Below are 26547 nucleotides of genomic sequence, written 5' to 3' on the forward strand. Positions count from 1 at the left end.
CCTCGGCAGGCTCATAACCTGAAGGGTGAGGAAGAACAGAAATCGATCCAGTGGATCGATTACCTGACGAACGCGCAAAGCGCTGGACCGTAGCTTCAAATCCTAATCCCGCAACCAGCGTCGGAATAACTCAAACCTCCCCGTTCAAACTAAAATTGATCCCCAAAGATCAATCGCTTAACACCCTCAACCCGTCAGAACCATAACACAAAGAGCACAGGGGCAAATCATACTCCCGTAGCTGAGAAAAACCCGCGGAGCGGGGTAAACCAGCGAAAAAACACGCCAGAGCTTAATGCATGCAGCAGAAAGCGCCGTGCTTAACGTCTTTCATCATCGTGTCGAAATCCTTCCCGAGCATTTCAATCAAAGTTTGGTGGTCTCCGGCTTCGAACCAAACCCTGTCGAGGCCAGTGAGACTATTGTCCACAACGGTCGGCAGATCATAGGCATCACCTACAGGTGGTATCGCGCCAAGAGCGCAATCATCAAACAACTCGCGCATTTCGGATTCAGGAGCTAAACCAAGGCGCCGATCCATCATCGATTGCAGAGCTGTGAGGTCGACCTGATGGTTACTGGGCAGAACTGCAAGAATCGGACCCTCTTCCATGTGTATTAAGACGGACTTTGCAAGGTGGTCGCCCGGAACATGTGCCGCTTCTGCGCATTCACTTGCAGTGGCGGCGTAGGGATGCGGGACAGTATCAAAGGGAAGCCCTTGGGAGTCCAAATGGTGTTTCAGACGAGATGCAATAGTCATGGTGCCCTCCATTTCATAGAAGGCGTCCCGGACGCGAAGCGTGTCACGGTGCGCACCCAGGGCGCAAATTTGTGTATGAGCTCATATTGTGCGCCCATTGAGTCGATCGGGCAAGGGGGGTACAGTCGCAATGATCAACCCTGATGTAGGCTGTTCAAGTATTGAAAAAAGGTTGGGAGGACTCTGCTTGGCTTGTTTGTTACAGTGATGAGGTTGCCATGCATATCTAACACATGGCTCTTGGCGTCCTGATCGTATGAGACGACAAGGCGTGTCAAAAGACTCATGCAGTCCGCCCCTCGCTCTGCCCGACACGCCTTAATCGGTACGAGGCGCGGCGAGATTGTCGATATACTTACAAACTTAGGGTCCGAAGCCTGATACTGAGCCAGTCATGCCTGCCTAAATTTGACTAGTTTGGGCATTTATTTGGCTTCCAGCACCTTTCGCGCCACGCGGAAGCATTCCAGCGCCTGGGGCACGCCGCAATAGATGCCGATCACGTGGATGATGGCCCTGATTTCCTCTTTCGAGACACCATTGTTAATCGCGCCTTTGCAGTGGATTTCCCATTCGTGCATTTTCCCCAGCGCGCCGATCATCGACAGGTTCATCATCGATCGCGTCTTGGCGTCGATTACGCTGTCGCCCCAGCCAAAACCCCAGCACCAGGCTGTCATGGCCTCCTGAAACGGGCGCGTAAAGTCATCCGCGGACGCCAGGTTCTTTTCTACGTATTCGGCCCCGAGCGTGCCTTTGCGTTGTTCCAACCCTTTGAGGAACAGGTCTTCGTCGAAAATGTCTGCCATTTGGTGTCTCCGGTTCTTTAGCGCGTCAGACGATGTTTGTAGAGGTGATCATAATGCGGCTTCATCCGGCGATGCACCTGTTTGACCCGATCAGGCGCCTCTTCGATTGACAAATATTTGCGAGGTTGCGGCGCCAAGCCGGTCGAGTTCGCGAGATTGGCGTGAAACGATCCGCCATCCCACCAGCTATGGGCTGAAGGATCGCCACCCGCCTCCCAGGTCAAGGCGTCTTCGATAAAAGGAATGCCCACTGCGTCACAGAATTTCTCTGTCATGGCACGGGGGTCTTCCAGCAGATCATCGCTGTCAATCACAGGCGGAGGGGTGCCGTTCAGGGCAGTTAGAAGGTCGAATAACGCGCGCTGTTCGGGGAAGCCAACCTCTCCTTCTGCAAAATCTGGCCAGCGCTTGAACATCGAGGTGATCGTTTTGGCCGGGTCGCGGATCAGGAAGGCATGATTGAAGTGGGACAGGAACTCGGCATCCCACATATGGTTGATGTAGTGCGGAAAGTCCTTGATGAAGACCGGTGCTTTTTCGGCGCGGGACTTTATGTCCTGCCACACTTTCCCAAGTGTCAGGCCGGGCGTTGTGACATCCCCCGGTTTGAACCGGTGCCACAGTGGGTCTTCTCCCTGATACCATGCCTCGCCGAAGGGTTCGTGCAGGCAATCCAGATCGCCGCGCTGGCGCATCATCCATTCAAAGGCCGTTGAAGTGGACCGGGGCACCGCCCAGAGCGCGAGTATTTTGTGCATGGGTTTCAGCCCTCTTTGATCTACAGGCTTTTCAGAAGCTGACCCAGTGGTGTTGCGGGCCGCAAGTCAAGGGATCTGAAGATGCGCCAATAGAGCGCGATGTCGTGGCCGATCACAGGTTTACCCAAGACGGCCTCAAGATCTTCAACCAAATGCAGAGGCCGTTGTGGCAGACCGTTCGGACCGGTGCGGAAATTACACATGCCGTTGATTAGGATCGCATCGGCATTCGGGGCTTGCTCGGCAACGTATTCAAAGCTTTTGAGCGCCAGATCGCCTTCAAAGACCCAACGATAGCTGTTCACATCTTCTTGACTGGCAAACCATCCCTGATCATGGAAATTGCCGGCATACAAAACGTCGAACCCGGCTTCTTGCAGGAACCCGACTGTGCCTTGCCACCATTCCGGCCAATGATAGGCAGCGTTCAACGCCACCTTCTCCACATTCATCTCTCGCAGCGCTTCAATCATGGCGTATCCTGCCATATGAAACTGCGTGCCGTATTTGTCGGACAGATCCGCGCAATGCTGTCGTACGCCTTCAACGCCCAGCCCGCAGGCATGCACCCAGTTCGACCCGACCTGACCGCACACATCGACGCCGTTTCGGGACATGCAGTGAACAAAATCCTCAAGCATCCCGAAATTCTGTTTTCGCTGATCCAGCCCATGCACATAGTCTGGAACATGCAGCATCCAGCCATGTACCCCTACGGTGTCCGGGCTGATGCGCAGGAAATCGGACGGAGCCGCATCGAAGTCGAATGGTGGAGAGGTAAAACCCACCTGATGCGGAAATAGCTTGTGTTCCGGTTGCCAGTCTTCGGGCATCAGCATGGGGGATTCACCTTCATCATCAATCTACTGCCTCGCGCATCCATTGTTGCAACCGGGCAATCGAGTGTTCCGACATCACTCCGCATCCGGGGTCCAGCACCAGTGGACCAGGGCGATAACCACGGGATTTCAGGCCCCGGTGGACGCTTTCGACCAGATGGATATCTTCTTCGACAGTGGTTTCACGATCCTGCACGGCCAGTTGCCGGATCACCGCACTTTCCGACCCGCCTTCGGTATACCAGCCGCGCCAGACGGTGCAGTGGTCAGCGTCGACCGCGCGCCAGTGATAGGTGTTCAGCACATTGCCCGGGTAGCATTGGAATGAAAACATCGGCCACAGGAACCACGACTGATAATCACCCGCATGAGGCACCGACATGTCGATGGGATAGGTCATCTTGTCGAGGCTCTGGCATTCCGTCGTGTGGCGCAGCACGTAGCCGCCGCTTGGATCGGGTTGAATGTCATAGGTCTCGGGTTTGACCACGCCTTCGGCAAAAGTCGGGTGGTTGGTCGGGCAGTGATAGCATTCCGAGTAATTCTCGATGCTAACCTTCCAGTTGCAGTTCTCGGGTATCTCGACCCACTCCAACGGCTCCAAATCGTCGATGTGGGGGACGAAGGCGCGGATTTCCTCGCGGACGCCTGGGAACCATTCATCCATTGGCGCGGCGTCATCGTCGAGATTGACGAAGATGAAGCCGTTGAACACTTCGGTCCGGACAGAAGTCAGGCAGATGGTGCTACGGTCAAAGCCGGGGACGGATTTGATGTTAGGTCCTGCGCGCAGCTGGCCGGACAATTCATATGTCCACGCATGGTAGGGGCAGACGACAACGCGGGTGTTGCCGGCGCCGGTGACCATCTCGTGCGCCCGATGCTGACAAACATTGTAAAAGGTGCGGATTTCTCCGTCGCGACCCCGAATGCAGAACAGGTTCTGCCCGGCAATCGTGAAGGCAAAGTAGTCCCCTGTTTCGCGGACTTGCGCCACGTGTCCGGCGAATTGCCATGTTCGGGCCAGAAGGCCCTGCATCTCTTGCGTGAAAATCGCAGGGTCGGTGTAGTATCGCGCATCAAGCGAACGTGTCAGCGGGGCGTTCATTCGGGCTCCTCTGCGTAAAGGCCAAGCTGGTGCCTGCGTTGATGAAACCGCTCCACCCTTTCGACGATCTCATCGCTGGAAACCGCAATCACGAAGGACAGCAGCGTTTCCAACAAAGCGATGGTCGAAACGGAGGACGGGAAGAATTGTGGCGTGTCAGCAGCGACGACAAATCCGTGTTGCGCATTCAGGATCACCGGGCTGGCGGGGCTGTCGGACAGGCCGATGACAGTCAGGCCCTGCTGCCGCGCCAGTTTGATCGCGTCGATTACTTCGGTCCGGTAGGGGTGGCAGGTAATGGCGATCAGCACATCCTTTTCGTCGGCCCAGGCCAGATCGTCGACCGGGGTCGAGCCCGGGCGGGGGATGGCGTGAAATTGCTTCATGCCCGTAGAGGCCAGATAGGTAAAGTTGCGTGCGTTCGCGTTATTGACGCCTACGCCCAGCGTGAAGATCTGGCGACAATTCCAGATATCCTCGGCAGCGGCTTTCAGTCGGTCGGCGTCGATTCCGGCAAAGGTGTCTTCGATGTTGCGGATCGCGGCGCCGATCATATCGGCATAAAGGCCGCCCAATTCACCCGACTTGCCTATGGTCTGCAACCAGCGGGCGCGATCTGGAAACGACACGGTGCCCTGCCGAATCGCATCGCGGAATGGGGCGCGAAAATCCTCGTAGCCGTCGAAGCCCACCTGCCGGGCCATCCGCACAAAGGTGTTGGGTTTCACATTGGCGGCCTCAGCGATCTCGCGCACGGTCGAAACCCCAACATCCGTGGGGTTTTCCAGCACGTAACGCGCGGCTTTCTGTGCCTCGGGCGTCAGGGCGTCCCACTCTTCGGTGAGGCGGTCGAGAACGATTGATGATACATTTGTGTCATTCATGATTGACGATGGTACATTTGTGGAATTAGCCTGTCGAGCAGAAACGCGACTCGGGAAGAGGAAAAATCATGTCCGAGAAGAATCTGCCGTCACATGCCCGCGTGGTGATCGTCGGAGGCGGCGTCATGGGGGTCGGTCTGGCCTATCATCTGGCGCACGAGGGGTGGGGCGATGATACCGTCCTGCTGGAAAAGGCTGAACTGACCAGCGGCAGCACCTGGCATGCGGCGGGCCAGATCACGCATTCGACCTCAAGCTTTGGTCTGGGCAAATGCGTCGACTACAACATCGGTTTGTATTCAGGTGCGCTTGAGGCAGAGACCGGCCAGCCGGTGACATGGCATGGCTGCGGATCGTTCCGTCTGGCCTATACCGAGGATGAGATGGACTGGTTACGTCACACCCTGTCGGTGGGCCGCTCGCTGGGATTCAATATTGAACTCGTGGGGCCCGAGAAGGTGGCGGAACTGCACCCGTTCTACAATCTCGACGGTGTATTGGGCGCGCTATACACGCCGGATGATGGACATGTAGACCCGACCAACGTCACCATGGCGATGGCAACTGGCGCGCGCCAAAAGGGTGTGCGCATCTTCCGCAACTGCCGGGCCACCAACATTACGCAGGCCGACAATGGCGAATGGGTGGTTGAGACCGAGCAGGGCACCATCACCTGCGAGCATGTGGTGAACGCTGGCGGCACCTATGCCCGTCAGATGGGCGAATGGTCGGGGCTACAACTGCCCATGACTTCGATGACCCACCATTACTTCGTGACCGAGCCGGTGCCGGAGTTCCAGAACCTAGATACGGAACTGCCGGTGATCCGCGATGATCGCAAAGTCTCGGGCTATATCCGGATGGAGCAGCAGCGCGGGCTGATCGGGATTTACGAAAAAGAGAACCCGAACTCGGTCTGGCATGATCACTGCCCTTGGGAATACGAGAACTGGCTGTTCGATGCGGACTACGACCGTGTGATACCGTGGCTTGAAGAAAGCCTGAACAGGATGCCGGTCTTTGCTGAGTTGGGCATTCAGCGCGATGTGCATGGTGCGATCTCGCATCCCCCCGATGGCAACCCGTTGATCGGCCCCGCACCGGGTGTTCGGAACTATTGGTGTTGTTGCGGGACGCAGATCGGCATCGGCTGGGGGCCGGGCCTGACCCGCGAACTGGCGCGCTGGATGGTGCATGGGGCGGCCGATATCTCGATGCGCGAATTCGACCCGCGCCGGTTTGGGGCGTATGCCAACAAGAACTGGCAGGTGATCAAGGCTGAGGAAGACTACTGCCTGCGCCATGAAATCCCTTTCCCGCATTTCAATCGTCTGGGAGGCCGCCCGATCAAGCCATCGCCGCTGTATGAGCTGCTGAACTCCAAAGGCGCGGTGCATGAAGAGGTCTATGGGTTCGAACGCCCCCGCTGGTTCGCGCGGGATGGGGTTGAGCAGCACGATCACTACTCCTTCCGCCGCACACCGGCAGACGACATGGTCGCAGCTGAAGTCAATGCGGTGCGCGAACGGGTCGGCATCATGGATGTCACCGCTTTCACCAAGGTCGAGGTTTCGGGCCCGGACGCCCGCGCCCTGCTGGACCGGTTGACCGCCAATCGGATGCCGCAAAAGGTGGGCTCGATCACGCTGACCCATATGTTGAACCGACGCGGGCGGATCGAATTGGAAACGACGATTGTCCGAATGGCCGAGGACCGCTTCTATCTGGTCTGTGCAGCTTTCTTTGAACAGCGCCTACTGGATCATCTGGCACACCAGCGCGCCGGTGAGGATGTACAGATTACCGCTCTGTCTGCCGACTGGTCGGCCTTGTCGCTGAACGGTCCCCGGTCACGCGACGTACTGTCCCGCTGCACCGATGCCAATCTGACCAATGCCGGGTTCCGCTGGCTGTCCGCGCAGGAGATCACCATCGCAGGCCACAAGGTCTGGGCCTTCCGCATGTCCTATGCAGGTGAGCTGGGATGGGAACTTCACATGCCCAATGCCGCCTGTCTTGACGTCTACAACGCGCTTTGGGCCGCGGGTGAGGCACATGGCATCACCGACTATGGCAGCTTTGCCATGAACGTGATGCGGATGGAAAAGGGCTTCAAAGGTGCGGGTGAGTTGACCAATGAGGTCACTCTGGCCGAGGCTGATGTGCTGCGCTTTGCGCGCACAGACAAGGAGTATCTGGGCAAAGACAAAACCCTGAATTCTGACCTGCCCTGGATCTGCGCCTATCTTGAGATCGAACCCGACGGAGAGATCGACGGCCATGGCGGCGAAGCGGTCATGCTGGATGGTCGCGTCGTGGGTTCGACGGCCTCGGTGGCTTATGGTCATACGGTCGGCAAGATTCTGGCCTTTGCCTATATCAAGCCCGAGGCTGCAACCCCCGGTTCCGCGTTGCAGGTGGTGATCCACGGCAAACCCCGCGCGGCCCGCGTGTTGGGTGAACCGGCCTATGACCCCGACAGCTTGCTGCCCCGAACTGACACCATACTGGAGACTGTACAATGAGCCTGCCCGATACAATGAAAGCTATGGTCACGATGGGCCATGGTGGCCTTGAACAGATGGTGTTGCATGAGGACTGGCCGCGCCCGGAACCTGCCGCTGGGGAAGTACTGATTAAGGTCGCGGCCTGCGGTTTGAACAATACAGACGTGAACACACGGTCTGGCTGGTATTCGAAGACAGTCACCGATGCGACGACCGGTGGTGCGTTCGAAGAGGTCGGCGAAGAGGACCCCACCTGGGGCGGCAACCCGATCACCTTCCCGCGCATTCAGGGGGCCGATATCTGTGGTGAAATCGTTGCCGTGGGCGAGGGGGTGGACAGCGCCCGCATTGGTCAGCGCGTCATCACCGATGGCTGGCTGCGCGATCCGGACGATCCGGGCAATATGGACAAGACCGGCTATTTTGGGTCCGAACGGGATGGCGGATTTGCCGAATATGCCACGACGCTTGCGGTGAACGCGGTACCGATCAACTCGAACCTCACGGATGCGGAACTGGCCACTTTTTCATGCTCGTATTCGACCGCCGAAGGCATGCTGACCCGTGCAAATGTGACCGACAAGGACACCGTGTTGGTGCCAGGGGCCTCGGGTGGCGTTGGGGGCGCACTGGTGCAATTGGCCAAACGGCGCGGCGCGCGTGTGATCGCAATGGCGTCCGAGACCAAGCATGCAGACGTCGCCAAATTAGGCCCCGACAGGATTTTGCCCCGTGCGCCGGAAAACCTTCGCGCAGCTCTGGGTGCAGAAAAGATCACCGTAGTGGCCGATGTGGTCGGAGGCCCTTATTGGCCGAACCTGATCGACAGTCTGGAACGCGGCGGGCGCTATACGTGCTCGGGTGCGATCGCGGGGCCGATGGTCGAGTTTGATCTGCGTACTTTCTACCTGCGCGATTTGACCTTCACAGGCTCGACCGTGATCGACCCGCAGGTCATGCAGAACCTCGTGAAATACATCGAGGCCGGAGAGATCAAGCCTGCGTTGGCGGCTACCTATCCATTGGAAGAATTGCGTGAGGCACAGGCGGCCTTTATCGCCAAACAACACACAGGCAACATTGTGGTGATCCCGTGACAATGGACGACGTTCTAGAAGCCGCCCGGCAGCTGCATCAATCCCACCCTGATCTTTCGGGTTTTGGCGCCTGGCCTGACGATCTTGTGGCGACAGAATTGGAGCCAAACAAAATCCCGGCAGTGGAGTTGGTTCAGCAAACTGAATTCCCGACCGGGGGCGCCACGCAATCCCTGTCCGATGCGATCAGGGCAACCGCACATCTGGCGCAATGGAAGCACACCTATACCGAAGAAGAGGTCGGGGCCGATTTCCTAAACCGCTACGGCTATTATGAATTGTTCGGGCCAACGGGGCATTTCCATTCGACCCAGCTACGCGGCTACGTTGCCTATTGGGGCGCGGGGCTGAATTATGATTGGCACAGCCACCAAGCTGAGGAACTCTATTTGGTTGTAGGGGGCGGAGCGAGGTTTCTTGTCGAGGGAAACGATACCTATGTCGGCCCAAACCAGACACGCCATCACCTCAGTTGGCAAAGCCATGCGATGACCACAATGGATGAGCCGATCCTGACCTTCGTTCTTTGGCGTGGCGAGGGAATGGGTGATTTGCCACGAATGGATGCCGCATGAAGATTACCCGTGTGCGAGTGTTTCAGACCGGTCTGCCTTATGTGGGCGGTGCTTACGTTTGGGGCGCGGGCAACGCGATTGAAACCGCAACTGCGTCAGTCGTCGTCATCGACACAGATGCGGGTCTGCAGGGGTGCGGAGAATTCACGCCTTGTGGTGAAAACTACATGGTTGCGCATTCCGAAGGCGTGGCGGCGCTGGCCCGATTGGTCGCGCCAAAGTTGCTGGGCGAAGACCCGCGACAGGTAGGGTGGGTCGAACAGCAGATGGACCATATGGTGCAGGGGCACGGATACGCCAAGGCTCCGTTCGATGCGGCATGTTGGGATATCCTGGGCAAGGCCTGTGATCAGCCCGTCTGGATGTTGCTGGGTGGAAAGCTGACAGACGGAGCGCCGATGTACCGGGTCGCGCCTCAGAAAGCGGTGGATGAGACGGTCGTCGAAATGAACCGGTACCGCGAGCAGGGATACCGGCAGTTTCAGATTAAGGTCGGCAGCGACTGGGTCACGGACATTGATCGGATTCGAACCACGGTGCCACTGCTGGAACCGAGCGAAAAGGCGATGGCCGATGCCAATCAGGGCTGGCGCGTTGACAACGCGATCCGGGTGGCGCGCGCAACGCGCGATCTGGATTACATTCTGGAACAGCCCTGCCGCACCTATGAAGAATGCCAGCAGGTACGCCGCGTGGCCGAGCAACCGATGAAGCTGGATGAATGCCTGACTGGTATGCACATGGCGCAGCGCATCGTCGCAGATCGCGGGGCCGAGATCTGCTGCCTCAAAATCTCGAACCTTGGTGGGCTAAGCAAGGCGCGGCGGGTGCGGGACTATCTGGTCGAAAACCGCATTCCGGTGGTCAGCGAGGATACCTGGGGCGGTGAGATTGCTACCGCCGCCGTTGCCCATTTTGCCACCTCGACCCCGTCTGAATACCTGCAAAACACGACCGACCTGATGAACTACAACACGCGATCTACCGGAATCGGCGGACCAATGTCGCGGAATGGCAAGCTCTACGCCTCGGATGCACCAGGAATGGGCGTAGTGCCCGATTTCGAAAGCCTCGGTGCGCCGGTTGAGGAGTTTAGATTATGAGACCGCAAGCTGTTGCAACCCAAATGATTGATGACGCGCGTGTGCGGGTGACGCGCTTTGACTTTGTCCCCGACGCTGAAACTGGCTGGCATCGTCACGCGATGGACTACGTCATCATGGCCGTCACCGATTGCCAGATGCGTCTGGAGTTGCCCGAAGGAACGGTCAACGAAGTGATGGTTCCCGCCGGTACTGCTTATCGCCGCGACGAAGGGGTGGAACATAACGTCATAAACGCCGGGGATGCCCCCATGTCCTTTGTCGAAGTGGAGTTGAAATGAAGATCACCCGCCTTTCGGTCTATCACGTCGATTTGCCGTTAGAGCATCCCTATTGGCTGTCTGGTGGGCGGCTGAAATTCGATGTGCTTGATGCGACGCTGGTTAAGGTGGAAACTGATGCCGGGCTGATCGGCTGGGGTGAGGGCACTCCATGGGGTCACACCTATGTGCCCGCGCATGGGCCGGGCATTCGCGGGGGCATTCAGACGATGGCACCGTTCATTCTAGGCCTTGATCCGCGCAAAGTACTTGAGGTCGAACGCGCAATGGATAATGCGCTGCCCGGACATCTCTATGCCAAAAGCCCGATCGACATGGCGTGCTGGGATATCGCCGGTCAGGCGGCGGGCCTACCGATAGCGGACCTGATGGGTGGCGGGTTGCGTACGCCCCGTCCGATTGCGTCCTCGGTCGGGGCCAAGACCGTGGACGAAACCCGCGAGGTCATGGAGCGGTATCGCAACCGCGGTTACGTTGCCCATTCGGTAAAGATCGGCGGTGACGTCGAGCGTGACATTGCCCGTGTGCGCGACGTGGAAAGCATTCGGCGACCCGGTGAGATTGTCCTATATGATGTCAACCGGGGCTGGACCCGGCAACAGGCCCTGCAAGTGATGAGCGCCTGCGAGGATCTGAACGTCATTTTTGAACAACCCGGTGAGACGCTGGATGATATTGCCGCGATCTCGGGACGTCATGCCTCACCCGTGTCAGTAGATGAAAGCCTGGTCACCTTGCAGGACGCCGCGCGGATTGCCCGCGAGGGGCTGGCCGAGGTGTTCGGGATTAAGCTGAACCGCGTCGGCGGTCTGACCAAAGCGGCGCGAATGCGCGATATCGCGCTGGCGCATGGGATCGACATGTTTGTGATGGCCACCGGCGGCTCGGTTCTGGCCGATACCGAGGCGCTGCATCTTGCCGCCACCATCCCGGATGACAATTGCCACGCGGTCTGGGCTTGTCAGGATATGATCACTGTCGATATCGCGGGTGGCCGTGGGCCACGTAACATCGACGGCCACCTGCACCTGCCGGAAACACCGGGACTTGGCGTGCATCCCGACGAAGAGGCGCTTGGCGATCCGATTGGAGTCTACGAATGAAGGTCACCAAGATAACGCTTTGGTCCGTCGACCTGACCAGTCACGAGACCTACCACATGGCCGAGGGTAAGACCTGCGCCACGGTTAAAACACACGTCCTGTGTCTGGAAACGGATACCGGCCTGAGAGGCTGGGGCGAGGTCTGCCCGATCCCCCATTACCTTCCGGCCTATGCTGATGGCGTGCCGGGGGCGGTGGCGGAAATGGGGCCGCAGATCATAGGGGTTTCCCCGTTTGGCGTCGACGCACCGATGCGTAAACTGGACGGATTCCTGCAAGGGCATCTTTATGCCAAGTCCATTGTCGACCTCGCCCTGTGGGACCTGTTTGGTCAGGCCACGGGCCAACCGGTCTATGCTTTGCTGGGCGGGCGGACACGAAAGAATATGCCGCTCTATCATTCGATCACCTGTGTCGCGCCAGACGACATGGCGCGGATTGCTACAGCCACTTATCAAACCGGCATTCGCCAGTTTCAGGTCAAGCTGGGGGTTGAAGGCGACTGGCAGGCCGATGCGGAACGTCTGATCAAAGTGCGTGAGGCCGTTGGGCCGGGCCCACTGGTTTATGGCGACTGGAACTGTGGCGCGTCGCGATTGCAAGCCACGCGCACAGGACGGGCCGTGGCGCATCTGGACGTGATGTTGGAGCAGCCGTGTAAAACGCTGGAAGACTGCGCCGCTGTGCGGCAGGCCACCGGCTTGCCGATGAAGATTGACGAAAACGCCTTTGATCTGGCCTCGCTCATGAGGGCGCATGAACTGGGGTGCATGGATGCAGTGGCGTTGAAATTGTCAAAATTCGGCGGCTTATCGGCGATGCGTCGCGCGCGGGACCTGACCGTGCATCTGGGGGCCGAGGTTTGCGCCGAATGCACATGGGGGTCGGACATCGTTACGGCCGCTTCGTTGCACTTTGCGGCGTCGACGCCGCACGGGTCATTGCTGAATACCTGTGACCTGTCGTCCTATGTGGCCCCTCGCCTTTGCCAGGATGCACCAAATCGTGAAAACGGCCGGATTGCTCCGCCCGAAGGTTCAGGATTAGGTGTTTCACCTGACCCGGAAGTTCTTGGTTACCCGATATTGGAGATCGTTTGAGATGCTGAAGATAGGCACACAATCCGAATGGATCGACCGCGCCAATGCAGTTCTGCCCGCCGGAGGGTTCGGCAATTTCGACCCAGGCATCATCATTGCCCGCGGCGAAGGCAGCCGTGTCTGGGATGAAGACGGCAATGAATATATCGACTATCTGATCGGGTCGGGCCCCATGCTGTTGGGTCATGGCCACCCCGAGGTGATGGAGGCCGTACTGGAGCAATTGCCCAAAGGCATGACCTTCTTTGCCAACAACGCCAAAGGCATTGAACTGGCCGAGGCGATCATCGATGCGGTGCCCTGTTGCGAACAGGTGCGCTTTGTCGCCTCGGGAGGAGAGGCGGACATGTACGCGATCCGTCTGGCCCGCGCCTATACGGGGCGCAGCAAGATTCTGAAATTCGAAGGCGGCTATCACGGCATGAGCGCCGAGGCACAGATGAGTCTTGCGCCCAGCCGGCAAGTCAACTTTCCACAAGCCGTGCCAGACAGTGCCGGTATCCCCGACAGCGTGGCCGAACAGGTGCTGGTCGCGCCATTTAATGACCTTGAGGCAGTGGCCGCCCTGCTGGACGAACACAATGACGTCGCTGCAATCATGGTTGAGCCGTTGCAACGGATCGTGCCGCCCGACCCCGGTTACCTGCAGGGCCTGCGCGATCTGTGCGACAAGCACCACGTTCTGCTGATCTTTGACGAGATCGTCACCGGGTTCCGTCTCGCCTATGGTGGCGCGCAGGAAAAATACGGTGTGACGCCCGATATCTGCACTTTGGGTAAAGCTACAGGCGGCGGCTTCCCTCTGGCCGCGCTGGGTGCCAGCGCCGAGATCATGAAGCATTTCAACAAGGCGCAGGTCGGCGAAGAAGGCTGGCTGATGCAGCTGGGCACCTTGTCGGGCAATCCAGTGGCTTCGGTTGCAGGTTTGAAAACCCTCGAGGTTTTACGGCGCGACGGCGTTTATGACCAGCTGCGGGCAACTGGGGTGGCATTGCAGCAGATGCAGGTCGACGCGCTGACCAGGGCGGGTATTCCACATCAGGTCGTCGGAGATGAAACGCTGTTCGATATCTATTTTACCGATAGGGCCTGTCGCGATTACCGCAGCGCCAGACATGATGATCCACAACGAAATACCCTCTACAACGATACGTTGCGCGCAAATGGGATATTCAAATCTCCGGGCAAGCTCTATCCGTCACTAGCTGTCACCGGAGCTGATCTGGAACAGACCCGGGCGGCTGTTGAAACGGCCGTACAGGCGATCAGTGCGGTCTGATTGAGTGATCTGAAAAGAAATGGGCCGCTGTCGAAATATGACAGCGGCCCTAACCGATTAGTGATTTGGTGCAGTCTCGCCCCCTCGAATACCACTTAAGCGAATAAACTGAAAAAACTTTCGACTTTATCGAGATCGCCCCTTCACCACATCGGTATGACACCTTGATGCCAGATCGGAATGCAACCTACAGTGAAGTAATTCACATTACTCAAATTTTTCTCAACTTCTCCAATCGAAGAAGCCCGGACCTGCTTGTTTCAACAGTGTTTGTGCCATGACGCGGCCCATCTCGGGGCCGTCGGAAATTGCACCGGTTTGGTCTTCGGCAATCGCCTCGGACCCGTCGGGGCGCAGCACTTCGCCGCGCAGGCGCAGTTGTCCGCCTTGCACTTCGGCAAGACCCGCGATGGGGGTTTCGCAGGACCCGTCCAGGGCCGCCAGCAGGGCGCGTTCAGCGGCCAGGCGCTGACCCGTCTCGGTATGGTGGATCGCTTCGAGCATACCCGCTGCACGGGAATCGTCGCTACGACGCTCGATACCGATGGTGCCCTGAGCAATTGCGGGCAGCATGTCCTCGGGGGCGATGGCCGTGGCGGGAACCTCGGCCATGTTCAGGCGGCGGATGCCTGCCATGGCCAGAAAGGTGCAGTCCGCCACGCCGTCAGCCAGTTTCTTCAGGCGTGTCTGCACATTGCCGCGAAACTCAACCACGTTCAGATCAGGCCGTCGGTTCAGCAATTGCGCCCTGCGGCGGAGCGATGAGGTGCCGACCACGGCACCCTGCGGCAGATCGTGGATCGAGGTCAGGCTGGGTGAAATAAACGCGTCACGCACATCTTCGCGCGGCAGGAACGTGTCCAGCACTAGACCTGCGGGCTGTTCCACCGGCATGTCTTTGGTGGAATGCACTGCGATGTCGATATCGCCGCGTAGCATCGCCTCTTCAATTTCTTTGGTGAACAGGCCCTTGTTGCCGATCTCTTTCAACGGGCGGTCCGCGTCGATCATAGCGCGGTTGTCGCCGGTGGTCTTGATCACCACGATCTCGAACGTCTCGTCCGGCAAGTCAAATGCGGTGCCCAGCCGTTGCCGGGTTTCATATGCTTGCGCCAGCGCCAGAGGCGAACCACGGGTGCCAATCTTCAGCGGTGAGTCGGGGGAAGGCAAGGTCAGTGTCATGGCGACAGCTTTAGTCGCGTCACATTGCCCTGACAATGGGGGCATGGCTTGACAAATTGCCACTGAGGGCCGACCCGTTGCGACAAACCAGACGATTGGGGGCAAAGATGGCCGAGACAAAGAAACTGCTGCGGGCACTGGCGGGTGAGGTACAGGATGTGCCGCCGATCTGGATGATGCGTCAGGCCGGGCGGTATCTGCCCGAATACCGCGCAACCCGCGCGCAGGCGGGGGATTTTCTGTCGCTGTGCTACAATCCCGAACTGGCCGCTGAGGTGACGCTACAACCGATCCGCCGATATGGGTTCGACGCGGCAATCCTGTTTGCCGATATCCTGTTGGTGCCACAGGCGCTGGGCGCGGATTTGTGGTTTGTCACGGGTGAAGGCCCGCGTCTGTCGACCATCACGCAAGCCTCGGAATTCGATGCGCTGAAGCCAGTCGAGGATATCCACGAAACCCTGTCACCGGTTTATGAGACGGTGCGCATCTTGTCGCGCGAATTGCCATCCGAGACCACTCTGATCGGGTTTGCAGGCGCGCCCTGGACCGTGGCGACCTACATGATCGCCGGGCGTGGCACGCCGGATCAGGGGCCCGCGCATGCGCTGCGCGAGGAAAACACCGCCCTGTTCGAGGCACTGTTGGATCGGATTACGCTGGCGACAATCGAATACCTCTCGGCGCAGATCGAGGCCGGGGCTGAAGTGGTCAAGATCTTTGACAGCTGGGCCGGGTCACTGAAGGGCGAAGCGTTCCAGAAATATGCGCTTGAGCCTTGTCGGGTGATCACGCAGGCCATCAAGGAACGCCATCCTGGCGTTCCGGTGATTGGTTTCCCGCGTGAGGCCGGGGATGGCTATATCGGTTTTGCCAAGGCAACGGGTGTAGACTGTGTGGCGCTGGACAACTCGGTCTCGCCTGAATGGGGGGCCGAGCATGTGCAGGTGGATGGTTGTGTGCAGGGCAATCTGGCATCGTCCCATATGGTGACCGGGGGCCAGGCTTTGGTGGATGAGACGCGCCGGATTGTCGAGGCGTTTTCCAAAGGGCCGCATATTTTCAATCTGGGGCACGGAATTACGCCGGATGCGGATCCTGCGAATGTGCAGCTGATGATCGACACGGTGCGCGGACGGTAATCGGGAAGGGGGCCAGCCCCCTTTTTGGCCTGTGGCCAATTCATCCCCCGAGATATTTTTTGCCAGATGAGGGGGCGGATCGGCGAAGAGTTTCGAGTTCGGAGAGAATTTCCAAGCGCTGTTCGCCGCGTGTCGGGCTTGGTTTCGGGGCCCAGGTACGGTTGGAAAACCTGGGGGCGGCGGCGGCTTGGAGGTCACCGTCGATACGCAGCCATGTGTTTCGGGCGGAGTTCATCTCATGGGCCTGTGCCTCAGCCGGGCTGAGAACCGGGGCGACACAGGCATCTGATCCTGCGAACAAGTTTGCCCAATGGTCGCGCGGCTTCGCTGCGAATATGGCGGCAAGGCTGCGGGTTTGCGCGGGCCAGAGCGACGGGTCGAACTGGGGTTGAAAAATCTTGTCGTCGGACAGGCCCATCTTTTGCAGGAACAGCGCATAGAATTTGGGTTCGAGGCATTGAACCGTCACAAACCCGCCGTCCGCACAGGTGTAGGTGCGACTCCAATGGGGACCATCCAGTAGGCTTCGACCGCGAGCGTTTGACAGGTTACCGGATTGGTTCAGGCTCATTAGCAGGTTCATCATATGTGCCGAGCCATCATAAATGGCGGCGTCGACGATGGTGCCTTGGTCCGTGCTCTGTGCGTTCAGCAACCCGGCCAGAAGGCCAGCGACCAGATACATCGCTCCTCCGCCTATATCACCGACCAGTGTGGCGGGGGTTTGCGGCGGTTGATCGGGGGGTGATCCGTACCAGAGCGCGCCGGATAGGGCGATATAGTTCAGGTCATGCCCAGCCGTGTCCGACAAGGGGCTGTCCTGACCCCAGCCTGTCATCCGGCCGTATACCAGTTTGGGGTTCATTTCGTGACAGGGTTCGGGACCAAGGCCGAGTTTCTCCATCACGCCGGGGCGAAACCCTTCGACCAGCGCGTCGGCCGTGGCGATCAGGCGTTTGGCGATCTCCAGATCGCTCGGGTCTTTCAGGTTCAGATCAATCGACCGTTTTCCGCGATCCAGAACCGAGCGTTCCGGCATGCCGGGTGTTGCCGCCTGCCCTTTGCGGTGGATGGTGATGACGTCCGCGCCCATATCTGCCAGCAGCATGGCGGCAAAGGGAGCAGGGCCCAGCCCTTCGATCTCGATAATCCGAATACCGTTCAGCATTGCGCCCCTCCGTTTCGGCGCAGGGTTTCGCCTTGCCTCGTGAATTGCAAGGCCGGAGTCACCTGTAATGGCGCCTTTCCCAACCGCAAAAAAGCGCAGTGCGGTGTGCGGAATTGACCTGTTCTGTGTCGGGCGGGCGGGGTAGGGTCGCCGCCAGAACGAGGAACCTGCATGACAACCATTCTTTCGATCAAGGATCTGCGCAAATCCTATGCCGGTGGGTTTGAAGCGCTGAAAGGCGTCTCGCTGGATATCGAGCAGGGTGAGATCCTGGCGCTGCTGGGCCCGAACGGGGCAGGTAAGACGACGCTGATTTCGACCATTTGCGGCATCACTACACCGACCTCGGGTTCGGTTGCAGTAGGCGGTCACGATATCCAAAACGATTTTCGTGACGCGCGCCGGATGATCGGGTTGGTGCCGCAAGAGATAGCGTTGGAGCCGTTTGAGAAGGTAATAAATACTGTCCGCCTGTCGCGCGGCCTGTTCGGTTTGGGTCGCGATGATGCAAAGGTCGAGGATATTCTGCGCAAACTATCCCTGTGGGACAAACGCAAGAATGCGATCAAGGAATTGTCCGGCGGTATGAAGCGTCGCGTGCTGATCGCCAAGGCACTGTCGCATGAACCGCGCGTGCTGTTTCTGGATGAACCCACCGCCGGCGTTGATGTCGAACTACGCAAGGATATGTGGGAGATCGTGGCCGAGCTGAAACAGGCCGGCGTCACCATCATCCTGACCACGCATTACATCGAAGAGGCCGAGGCCATTGCCGACCGCATCGGTGTTATCGACAAAGGCGAGTTGTTACTGGTGCAGGACAAAGACACGCTGATGGCGCAGATGGGCAAGAAGCAGATCGAGGTGATGCTGACCGAGCCGATCCAGACCATTCCCGACAGCCTGGCGGCGCATAACCTGACGATGAATGGTAACGGTGATGCGCTGATCTATACCTATGACACGCATGCTGATCGTACCGGGATCACCACATTGTTGAATGATGTGGCGCAGGCGGGGTTGGTGTTGCGCGATGTGCAAACCCGGCAGTCGAGTCTTGAGGAAATCTTTGTCAATCTGGTGTCCGGAGAGCCCGCATGAACTGGTCCGCCATTGCCGCCATCTACCGGTTCGAAATGGCCCGGTTCTTCCGCACCCTGGCGCAAAGCTTTCTGTCGCCGGTCCTATCAACCTCGCTGTATTTCGTGGTCTTTGGCACCGCCATCGGCAGCCGTATTCAAGAGATCGAAGGCGTGTCCTACGGTGCCTTCATCGTGCCGGGGCTGATCATGCTGTCGGTGGTGATGCTGGCGATATCCAATGCGTCTTTCGGCATCTATTTCCCCAAGTTTCTGGGCACGATATATGAACTTCTCTCGGCGCCGGTGAATTTTATCGAGATTGTGATCGGCTATGTCGGGGCAGCCGCGACCAAGGCACTTTTCGTTGGGTTGGTCATCCTGGTTACGGCCTCTTTCTTTGTGGATTTGCGCATCGAACACCCGATTGCGATGGCTGCATTTCTGATCCTAACCTGCCTCAGCTTTTCCCTGTTGGGGTTCATCATCGGTATCTGGGCCAGTAATTTCGAGCAGATGTCGCTGGTGCCGCAGCTTGTCGTGACGCCGCTGATCTTTCTGGGTGGCACGTTCTATTCCATTTCGATGCTGCCGCCGCTTTGGCAGACGGTCACCTTGTTCAACCCGGTGGTCTATCTGATTTCGGGGTTTCGCTGGTCGTTTTATGGGCTGGCGGATGTTCCGATCGGGCTTAGCCTGTTGGCCATTCTGGCCTTTACCGGCCTTTGCCTTGGCATCATCTGGTGGATCTTTAAAACCGGTTGGCGCATTCGTAGCTAAGCCACAGAGAGGCGTTGCATTTTTGCCCTCTGGCCTCAGGAAATGTGTTCACGTCACGTCTATCGGTAAATCGGTCCCTTGTTTACCGGTTGGGGGCACTCTACATCGGCACCCATGAAACTCAGCCTGCCGTTTATTAAAAAGCAACCCTGCGTGGCCGTTGTGCGCCTGTCCGGTGCAATTGGAATGGCCGGTCGTGGATCGATGTCCGACACTGCGCTGGCACCCGTGCTTGAGAAAGCCTTTCGCAAGGGAAAACCTGCCGCCGTCGCGCTTGAAGTCAACTCGCCCGGTGGATCGCCGGTCCAAAGCTCTCTGATCGGAGCGCGTATTCGACGGTTATCTGAGGAATTGAATGTTCCTGTCATTGCTTTTGTCGAAGACGTGGCAGCCTCGGGCGGATATTGGCTGGCAGCAGCCGCGGATGAGATCTACGCCGATGACAGTTCGGTTCTGGGGTCGATCGGGGTGATCTCTTCGGGATTCGGAGCGCATGTCCTGTTGCGAAAACAGGGTATCGAGCGCCGCGTGCATACCGCCGGCAAATCGAAGTCTATGCTGGACCCGTTTGCACCCGAGAAAAAAGAAGACGTCGCTCGGCTGGAAGTGCTGTTGGCTGACATTCACGAAAATTTCATCACCCATGTCAAAACCCGGCGCGGCGGCAAGTTGGACGAAAGCCAGGACCTGTTCACAGGCGAGGTCTGGCTGGCCCGGCGCGCGCAAGAACTGGGACTGATCGATGGCATCGCGCATCTGAAGCCCAAGTTGCAGGAACGCTTTGGCGACAAGGTCAAGTTCCGCCGCTATGGGCTGCGCAAACCTCTCTGGTCGCGCTTTGGGGCTTCGCTGGCACAGGATGCCGTTGCCGGCCTTGAGGAGCGTGCAGCCTACGCGCGTTTCGGTTTGTGACGTGATTATCAAGATTGTCACCCTGTTTCTGATCGCCATGGGTGTGCTGGCGATGTTCGGAAAGCTGCGCTTTCCGGGGCAAAAGAGGCTGCAATCGTCAAGATGTCCGCGCTGCGGGCGGTTCAGGATCGGTAAAGGCCCCTGCGCCTGCGAAAAAGGAGGTCGTACATGACGGCGTGGCTGTTATCCGGCCTTGGATTGCTGATCCTGCTGCTGGCGGGTGATGCGCTGGTGCGCGGTGCGGTGAACCTGAGCCTGCGCATGGGCGTGCCTGCATTGATCGTTAGCCTGACCATCGTAGCCTTTGGCACATCCGCGCCCGAGCTTTTGATTGCGATCAGCGCGATCAAGGAGAACGCGCCGGGGATTGCGCTGGGCAACGTGGTCGGGTCGAACACGGCGAATATCTTGCTGGTTCTGGGCCTGCCTGCTTTGCTGGCCACGTTGCACACCAGCGAATGCGACAGTCGCAAGAACTATGTTTTCATGCTGCTCGCTTCGGTTCTGTTCATCGGGCTGGCGTTCTGTGGCGTGTTCAACATGCTCAGCGGGGCCATTCTGCTGGCTGCGCTGGCTCTTGTTTTGTGGAATGCGTTCCGCGAGGCCTATGCGCACCGCAAGGCCTGCGGTGAGGCTTGTTCCGATGATGATGAGTTGGAAGGTCTGGAAGAGGCCGATCCCAACATGGCCTACTGGAAGGTTTCGATCTATCTGGTGCTGGGCCTGATCGGCCTGCCCATGGGCGCGCATCTTTTGGTCGACAACGCGACCGTCATTGCGCGCACCTATGGGGTCAGCGAAACGGTGATCGGCTTAACGCTGGTTGCGGTGGGAACTTCCCTGCCTGAACTGGCAACCACGGTGATGGCGGCGTTGCGGCGGCAAGCAGATGTGGCGCTGGGCAACGTGATCGGGTCGAACATGTTCAACCTGCTTGCCATTGTTGGGATTGCCACGTTTGTTGGCCCCATTCCCGTCGATCCAGAATTCCTTGAGTTTGACTTGTGGGTCATGTTGGGCGCGTCGCTGTTGCTGATCCCGTTTGTCTTCTTCAAGAGGGATATCACGCGCACCTGGGGCATTGTGTTGACTCTGCTTTACGCGGTCTATGTCATCGTTTTGTTGGCGTGACGTGACAAAGAGGGACCCTGCATGACACGAGCCTTAGTGACCGGTGCCGGAATTCGCCTTGGCCGGGCCATGGCGCTGTACCTGGCGCGCCGGGGATATGATGTAGCGGTACACTATGCCACCTCTGAACAACCCGCGCTGGAAACTGTGGCTGAGGTTCAGGCGCTGGGGCGCAAGGCGGTCGCCTTGCAGGCCGATTTGCTGGATGAGGCACATGTCAGCTCCCTGCTGCCCCGCGCAGCCAAGGCGCTGGGTGGACCGATCACCTGTCTGGTCAACAATGCCTCGATCTTTGAATACGACAACATTCACACGGCCACGCGGCAAAGCTGGGACCGTCACTTGGACAGCAACCTGCGCGCGCCTTTTGTGTTGACGCAGGCGATGTCTGATCAGGGCCTGACGCCCGACATGGACGACGACGGTGAACCCGTTGCCACCGGGCTGATCATCAACATGGTCGACATGCGCGTGCGCAAGCTGACCCCCGAGTTCATGTCCTACACCATTGCCAAAATGGGCCTGTGGGCACTGACCCGTACCGCCGCGCAGGCGCTGACCCCTGCGATCCGCGTCAACGCCATCGGGCCGGGCCCCACCATGCAGGGTCATCGCCAGAGCGAAGACCACTTCAAAGCACAGCGCGCCAACACGGTTCTCGAGCGGGGCGCGAACCCGTCGGATATCACCGCCGCGCTGGGCTATTTTCTGGATGCGCATGCGGTGACTGGACAGCTGTTATGCGTGGATGGCGGGCAACATCTGGGCTGGCAGACACCGGATGTTCTGGGCGTAGAATAAGTAATTCTGCCGTAAGTTTTGCACCGCTCGCGTTCCTGTTACCTGCACGTTACAAAAATGTCTTTTTTTTCATACACTTGTCATGTGTACGAAATAGTTTTGTTTAAAAACAAAAGGTTAAAATGCTGCCTATTTTTTGTGCAGATCAAGGAATCCTTAATGAAACAAGGGAAATTCGCGGTGCCCGGAAACTTATCTCCACAGTTATCCACAGAAACCGTGGATTTGTTTTCTCTTGATCTGAGGGGCACAAGATTGCAGCCATGGTCAGAGAATCATATCTCAGGCCCATGACCATCCAAGACGACCCGACATCGAACGCTCAGCCCACCGGCTATGTCTGCATTCAGCGTTATGTAAAAACGCTGGACAGCTCGCCCGGTGTGTATCGGATGTTGGATGGCGACAGCCGGGTTTTGTACGTGGGCAAGGCGCGGAACCTGAAGGCGCGGGTGTCGAATTATGCGCGCCCCGGCCATTCCGGGCGGATCGAGCGGATGATCGCAGCGACCGCTTCGATGATGTTCCTGACCACGCGGACCGAGACCGAGGCGCTGCTGCTGGAACAGAACCTGATCAAGCAGCTCAAGCCCAAGTACAACGTGCTGCTCCGGGATGACAAAAGCTTCCCGAATATTCTGGTCGCCAAGGACCACGCCTTTCCCCAGATCAAGAAACATCGCGGTGCGAAGAAGGAAAAGGGTGCTTACTTCGGCCCCTTTGCCAATGCCGGGGCGGTGAACCGGACGTTGAACCAGCTGCAAAAGGCCTTCCTGCTGCGCAACTGTTCGGATTCCATGTTCGATAGCCGCACGCGGCCCTGCCTGCTGTATCAGATCAAGCGCTGTTCGGGGCCTTGTGTCGGGTTGATCTCGGAAGACGACTATCGCGAAAGCGTCAAGGATGCCGAACGTTTTCTGTCGGGCCGGTCCACCAGGGTGCAAGAAGAACTGGCCAAACAGATGATGGCCGCGTCCGAGGCGATGGAGTTCGAGCGTGCCGCCAGCCTGCGCGACCGCATCCGGGCTCTGACGCAGGTGCAGACCTCTCAGGGCATCAACCCGCGTGGCGTGGCCGAAGCGGATGTGATCGGCCTGTACATGGACAGCGGCCAAGCCTGCGTTCAGGTGTTTTTCATTCGAGCTAATCAGAACTGGGGCAACAAGGATTTCTATCCCCGTGTCGGTCCGGACGTGTCCTCGGCCGAGGTGATGGAGGCGTTCCTTGGCCAGTTCTATGACAACAAGGAACCGCCCCGGCAGTTGATCCTGTCCGACGCCATCGAAAACGCCGATCTGATGCAAGAAGCATTGACCGAGAAGGCTGGGCGCAAGGTGGAAATCCTAGTGCCGCAACGCGGCGAAAAGCAAGAACTGGTCGCTGGTGCCTTGCGCAATGCGCGTGAATCGCTGGCCCGCCGCATGTCGGAAAGCGCCACGCAGGCCAAGCTATTGCGTGGCGTGGCCGAGGCGTTCGATCTGGACACTCCGCCTGACCGTATCGAGGTTTACGACAACAGCCACATACAGGGAACCAATGCTGTGGGCGGCATGATTGTGGCTGGCCCCGAAGGGTTCATGAAAAACGCTTACCGCAAGTTCAACATTCGCGGTGATGATCTGACCCCCGGCGACGATTTTGGCATGATGAAAGAGGTTCTGAATCGCCGCTTCACCCGCCTGCAAAAAGAGGACCCGGACCGCGACAAGGGGCTGTGGCCTGATCTGTTGCTGATCGACGGCGGTGCGGGGCAGGTCAGTGCCGTGCATGAGATTATGCAAACCCACGGCGTCGAGGACATCCCGATGGTGGGCGTCGCCAAGGGTGTCGACCGGGATCACGGCAAGGAAGAATTTCATCGCATCGGCCAACGCCCATTTGCCCTGAAACGCAACGATCCGGTGTTGTATTTCATTCAGCGTCTGAGGGATGAGGCGCACAGGTTCGCCATTGGCACCCACCGCGCGAAGCGCGCCAAAGCCGTGGGGGCGACCCCGTTGGACGAAATCCCCGGTGTGGGCGCGGCACGCAAACGCGCTTTGCTGGCTCATTTTGGCAGCGCCAAGGCGGTCAGCCGCGCCAACTTGGCCGATCTCAAGGCGGTGGACGGTATCTCAGCCGGGTTGGCGCAGAAGGTTTATGACTTCTTCCACGACAAGGGCTAAACCTGCCGTCCGCGCCACAGGATGTAGAGCCCCGAGGCCACGATCAGCCCGCTACCAATCCACATGGTCTGATCCAGCCTTTCGCCAAACATCACCACGCCCAGGCCGACACCAAACAGCAGGCGGGAATAGCGGAACGGCGTGACGGCTGAAACTTCGCCCGTCCGCATCGCTTTCATCAATGACGCATAGGCGGCGGTTCCCATCAGGACGGCTCCGCCGACATGCAGGCTGGTGTGCAGGTCCACAGGTGCCAGTGGCGCACCTTCCCAGAACCGATAGGCCAGCCCGGCGACGATGATGCAGAGAAAGCCATAAAACCCCAGCACCTCGGTTCCGAGTGTGGCCGGTGCGGCCCGGCTGGCCAGGTCGCGCCCGGCGAAACCCAGCATCCCCAACACGGCCAAAATAGACAGGGCCGAGAAACTGGCTCCGGTTGGTTGGATGATCACCACCACGCCGATCAGGCCGATCAGGATGGCGCTCCACCGTCGCCAGCCGACCGTTTCGCCAAAGAACAAGGCCGCTCCGGCGACCACGACCAGCGGCGTGGCCTGCAAGATCACCGTGGCCGCCGACAAAGGCGTCAGCGTGATCGCCAGCACATAGAACAGCCGCCCGAAGATTTCGAATAGCACGCGCACTTTCATTGGGCGCGACAGCACATCGGGGTGAAACAACCGTGTTCCGCGCATTATCGCGACAATCGCAAAAACCACGGTTCCGCCCGCGCCGAACAACAGCAGAATCTGCCATATGGGTAACGTGGCCGAGGCCCCCTTGAGCAGCGCGTCCTCTAACGCGAACAGTGCCATGGCCGAGATCATCCAGGCGCTGCCGATCAGATTTGATCGGGGATCGGTTTGAATATGTGTTGTCATTGCTCTGCCACGTAGAAACCGCGCCAATCTGACCGTAAAGGGATCGCGCGCCAAGGGGGTATCTGGCTGAGAGTTCCCGCTTGCGACCCTTTGACCAACTGTGCCGCAACTGCCTGTGATCGGGTCCGTTTTTTGCGGTGCCGCCTTTTATGTCTGCAACCAGCGATGTAATGTCCAAACCATGAAGTGGAACCTGCCCAATATCCTGACCGTACTACGCCTTATTGCAGCCCCCGGTCTGGCCGTGATGTTTCTGTATTTTACCCGTCCTTATGCGGATTGGTTCGCGCTGATCCTGTTTTTATCTGCGGCGATCACCGACTGGTTTGATGGCTATCTGGCGCGCGCGTGGAAACAGGAAACCAAGATCGGGGCTATGCTGGATCCCATCGCCGACAAGGCGATGGTGGTGATCGCGCTGATGATTTTGGTTGGCTATTCCGCTGAACACTGGACGCCGTGGCTGGTACTGCCCGCCACTGTGATCCTGTTTCGCGAGGTGTTCGTGTCGGGCTTGCGCGAATATCTGGGCGATACGGCCGGAACGCTGAAGGTGACGAAGCTGGCGAAGTGGAAAACCACGGCGCAGATGGTGGCGATTGCGGTTCTGTTTTCGCAAGGTATCTTTGAACATAATTTTGTGATGGGCTCATTAGGGATGAACCCGGAATTGATTGATCAGGCTCTGACCGGGCAGATCGAGGATGTGAACCACCTGCGCTGGCATCTGGAAGGCATGTTCTGGTCGGGCCGCGTTGGGCTGTGGCTGTTGTGGATTGCCGCGACGCTGACATTGATCACCGGCTATGACTACCTACGTAAAGCCATGCCCCATCTGAAGGAGAGCTAACCGATGGACGTGCTGTATTTCGCCTGGGTCCGCGAACGAATCGGTCTGCCGAAAGAGCGGGTCGAGACCGAAGCCGCGACGGTTTTCGATCTGGTTGCCGAACTAAGCGCGCGCGAGGACCGCTATGCCGCAGCTTTCGCCGACCTGTCCGCGCTGCGGGTGGCGCTGGATCAGGAACTGTCGGACTTTGACGCTTCGCTGGTCGGCGTGCGCGAGGTGGCGTTTTTCCCGCCCATGACAGGCGGCTAAG

General features: G+C 58.5%; 26 protein-coding genes. 17 read left to right on the plus strand and 9 right to left on the minus strand.

Annotation, left to right across the window (positions count from 1 at the left end):
- Positions 1-292: 292 nt before the first annotated feature.
- The 6 genes from AB1A64_RS12050 to AB1A64_RS12075 all read right to left on the minus strand — a co-directional run bounded on the left by AB1A64_RS12050 (position 293) and on the right by AB1A64_RS12075 (position 5161).
- Positions 293-763 carry a YbaK/EbsC family protein gene (locus AB1A64_RS12050; protein WP_366551633.1) on the minus strand — a complete coding sequence of 157 codons (471 nt, stop codon included), beginning with the start codon at positions 761-763 and terminating at the stop codon, positions 293-295.
- 425 nt (positions 764-1188) lie between these two features.
- On the minus strand, positions 1189-1572 hold the full coding sequence (locus AB1A64_RS12055) for a carboxymuconolactone decarboxylase family protein (protein WP_170350759.1): 384 nt from the start codon (positions 1570-1572) through the stop codon (positions 1189-1191).
- A gap of 17 nt (positions 1573-1589) precedes the next feature.
- Entirely contained in the window at positions 1590-2330 is a 741-nt protein-coding gene (locus AB1A64_RS12060; protein ID WP_366551634.1) for a sulfotransferase family protein, read from the minus strand.
- 20 nt (positions 2331-2350) lie between these two features.
- Positions 2351-3169, minus strand: coding sequence for a hypothetical protein (locus tag AB1A64_RS12065; protein WP_366551635.1), 819 nt, complete (start codon positions 3167-3169; stop codon positions 2351-2353).
- Positions 3170-3188: 19 nt separating this feature from the next.
- The gene (locus tag AB1A64_RS12070) at positions 3189-4277 is read right to left on the minus strand and encodes an aromatic ring-hydroxylating dioxygenase subunit alpha (protein WP_366551636.1); all 1089 of its coding nucleotides are present in this window, start codon (positions 4275-4277) and stop codon (positions 3189-3191) included.
- Entirely contained in the window at positions 4274-5161 is an 888-nt protein-coding gene (locus AB1A64_RS12075; protein WP_366551637.1) for a MurR/RpiR family transcriptional regulator, read from the minus strand. The genes AB1A64_RS12070 and AB1A64_RS12075 overlap by 4 nt, the downstream gene beginning before the upstream one ends.
- A gap of 68 nt (positions 5162-5229) precedes the next feature.
- Here AB1A64_RS12075 and AB1A64_RS12080 point away from each other — a divergent pair, with 68 nt between their 5' ends.
- From AB1A64_RS12080 to AB1A64_RS12115, 8 genes are read left to right on the plus strand one after another with little or no spacing between them, the layout of a single operon-like run.
- Entirely contained in the window at positions 5230-7686 is a 2457-nt protein-coding gene (locus AB1A64_RS12080; RefSeq protein WP_366551638.1) for an FAD-dependent oxidoreductase, read from the plus strand.
- Positions 7683-8765 (plus strand): alcohol dehydrogenase family protein, encoded by a 1083-nt coding sequence (locus AB1A64_RS12085; RefSeq protein WP_366551639.1) that lies wholly within the window; start codon positions 7683-7685, stop codon positions 8763-8765. The genes AB1A64_RS12080 and AB1A64_RS12085 overlap by 4 nt, the downstream gene beginning before the upstream one ends.
- 2 nt (positions 8766-8767) lie before the next feature.
- Complete coding sequence (locus AB1A64_RS12090; protein ID WP_366551640.1) at positions 8768-9340, plus strand: dimethylsulfonioproprionate lyase family protein; 573 nt, start codon at positions 8768-8770, stop codon at positions 9338-9340.
- Positions 9337-10443: an enolase C-terminal domain-like protein gene (locus AB1A64_RS12095; RefSeq protein WP_366551641.1), complete on the plus strand. Its 1107-nt coding sequence runs from the start codon at positions 9337-9339 to the stop codon at positions 10441-10443. The genes AB1A64_RS12090 and AB1A64_RS12095 overlap by 4 nt, the downstream gene beginning before the upstream one ends.
- Complete coding sequence (locus AB1A64_RS12100) at positions 10440-10724, plus strand: cupin domain-containing protein (RefSeq protein WP_366551642.1); 285 nt, start codon at positions 10440-10442, stop codon at positions 10722-10724. The genes AB1A64_RS12095 and AB1A64_RS12100 overlap by 4 nt, the downstream gene beginning before the upstream one ends.
- Positions 10721-11827, plus strand: a complete 1107-nt coding sequence (locus tag AB1A64_RS12105; RefSeq protein ID WP_366551643.1) for an enolase C-terminal domain-like protein — start codon at positions 10721-10723, stop codon at positions 11825-11827. Before AB1A64_RS12100 ends, AB1A64_RS12105 begins: the two co-directional genes overlap by 4 nt.
- Positions 11824-12927: an enolase C-terminal domain-like protein gene (locus AB1A64_RS12110; RefSeq protein WP_366551644.1), complete on the plus strand. Its 1104-nt coding sequence runs from the start codon at positions 11824-11826 to the stop codon at positions 12925-12927. Before AB1A64_RS12105 ends, AB1A64_RS12110 begins: the two co-directional genes overlap by 4 nt.
- Position 12928: 1 nt before the next feature.
- Positions 12929-14206 (plus strand): aminotransferase class III-fold pyridoxal phosphate-dependent enzyme, encoded by a 1278-nt coding sequence (locus AB1A64_RS12115; RefSeq protein ID WP_366551645.1) that lies wholly within the window; start codon positions 12929-12931, stop codon positions 14204-14206.
- A 222-nt stretch (positions 14207-14428) separates the two neighbouring features.
- On the opposite strand, the gene hemC is transcribed toward AB1A64_RS12115, so the two are convergent.
- A complete protein-coding gene (gene hemC / locus AB1A64_RS12120) occupies positions 14429-15388 on the minus strand; it encodes a hydroxymethylbilane synthase (protein ID WP_366551646.1) in 960 nt (319 codons plus the stop codon).
- 107 nt (positions 15389-15495) lie between these two features.
- On the opposite strand from hemC, the gene hemE reads away from it, so the two are divergent.
- Positions 15496-16530, plus strand: coding sequence for a uroporphyrinogen decarboxylase (gene hemE, locus AB1A64_RS12125; RefSeq protein ID WP_366551647.1), 1035 nt, complete (start codon positions 15496-15498; stop codon positions 16528-16530).
- Positions 16531-16570: 40 nt separating this feature from the next.
- Here hemE and AB1A64_RS12130 read toward each other — a convergent pair whose 3' ends face one another.
- A complete protein-coding gene (locus AB1A64_RS12130) occupies positions 16571-17698 on the minus strand; it encodes a CaiB/BaiF CoA-transferase family protein (RefSeq protein WP_366551648.1) in 1128 nt (375 codons plus the stop codon).
- 171 nt (positions 17699-17869) lie between these two features.
- Here AB1A64_RS12130 and AB1A64_RS12135 point away from each other — a divergent pair, with 171 nt between their 5' ends.
- The 6 genes from AB1A64_RS12135 (at position 17870) to uvrC (ending at position 24566) form a co-directional block, all read left to right on the plus strand.
- Positions 17870-18799, plus strand: a complete 930-nt coding sequence (locus tag AB1A64_RS12135; RefSeq protein WP_366551649.1) for an ABC transporter ATP-binding protein — start codon at positions 17870-17872, stop codon at positions 18797-18799.
- Positions 18796-19557 carry an ABC transporter permease gene (locus AB1A64_RS12140; RefSeq protein WP_170377866.1) on the plus strand — a complete coding sequence of 254 codons (762 nt, stop codon included), beginning with the start codon at positions 18796-18798 and terminating at the stop codon, positions 19555-19557. The genes AB1A64_RS12135 and AB1A64_RS12140 overlap by 4 nt, the downstream gene beginning before the upstream one ends.
- Positions 19558-19671: 114 nt before the next feature.
- The gene (locus AB1A64_RS12145; RefSeq protein ID WP_170412557.1) at positions 19672-20469 is read left to right on the plus strand and encodes a S49 family peptidase; all 798 of its coding nucleotides are present in this window, start codon (positions 19672-19674) and stop codon (positions 20467-20469) included.
- 168 nt (positions 20470-20637) lie between these two features.
- Entirely contained in the window at positions 20638-21600 is a 963-nt protein-coding gene (locus tag AB1A64_RS12150) for a calcium/sodium antiporter (RefSeq protein WP_366551650.1), read from the plus strand.
- A gap of 21 nt (positions 21601-21621) precedes the next feature.
- Positions 21622-22401 carry an SDR family oxidoreductase gene (locus AB1A64_RS12155; RefSeq protein ID WP_366551651.1) on the plus strand — a complete coding sequence of 260 codons (780 nt, stop codon included), beginning with the start codon at positions 21622-21624 and terminating at the stop codon, positions 22399-22401.
- Between the two features lie 290 nt (positions 22402-22691).
- Positions 22692-24566: an excinuclease ABC subunit UvrC gene (gene uvrC / locus AB1A64_RS12160; RefSeq protein ID WP_366551652.1), complete on the plus strand. Its 1875-nt coding sequence runs from the start codon at positions 22692-22694 to the stop codon at positions 24564-24566.
- Here the strand turns inward: uvrC and AB1A64_RS12165 are convergent.
- Complete coding sequence (locus tag AB1A64_RS12165) at positions 24563-25447, minus strand: DMT family transporter (RefSeq protein WP_366551653.1); 885 nt, start codon at positions 25445-25447, stop codon at positions 24563-24565. The genes uvrC and AB1A64_RS12165 overlap by 4 nt on opposite strands.
- Positions 25448-25628: 181 nt before the next feature.
- On the opposite strand from AB1A64_RS12165, the gene pgsA reads away from it, so the two are divergent.
- Positions 25629-26297 carry a CDP-diacylglycerol--glycerol-3-phosphate 3-phosphatidyltransferase gene (gene pgsA, locus AB1A64_RS12170; RefSeq protein WP_366551654.1) on the plus strand — a complete coding sequence of 223 codons (669 nt, stop codon included), beginning with the start codon at positions 25629-25631 and terminating at the stop codon, positions 26295-26297.
- 3 nt (positions 26298-26300) lie between these two features.
- Positions 26301-26546: a molybdopterin converting factor subunit 1 gene (gene moaD, locus AB1A64_RS12175; RefSeq protein ID WP_366551655.1), complete on the plus strand. Its 246-nt coding sequence runs from the start codon at positions 26301-26303 to the stop codon at positions 26544-26546.
- The last annotated feature ends 1 nt before the right edge of the window (position 26547 follow it).

Origin of the sequence: Ruegeria sp. ANG10 (genome assembly GCF_040705255.1) — a bacterium.
GTDB lineage: Bacteria > Pseudomonadota > Alphaproteobacteria > Rhodobacterales > Rhodobacteraceae > Ruegeria.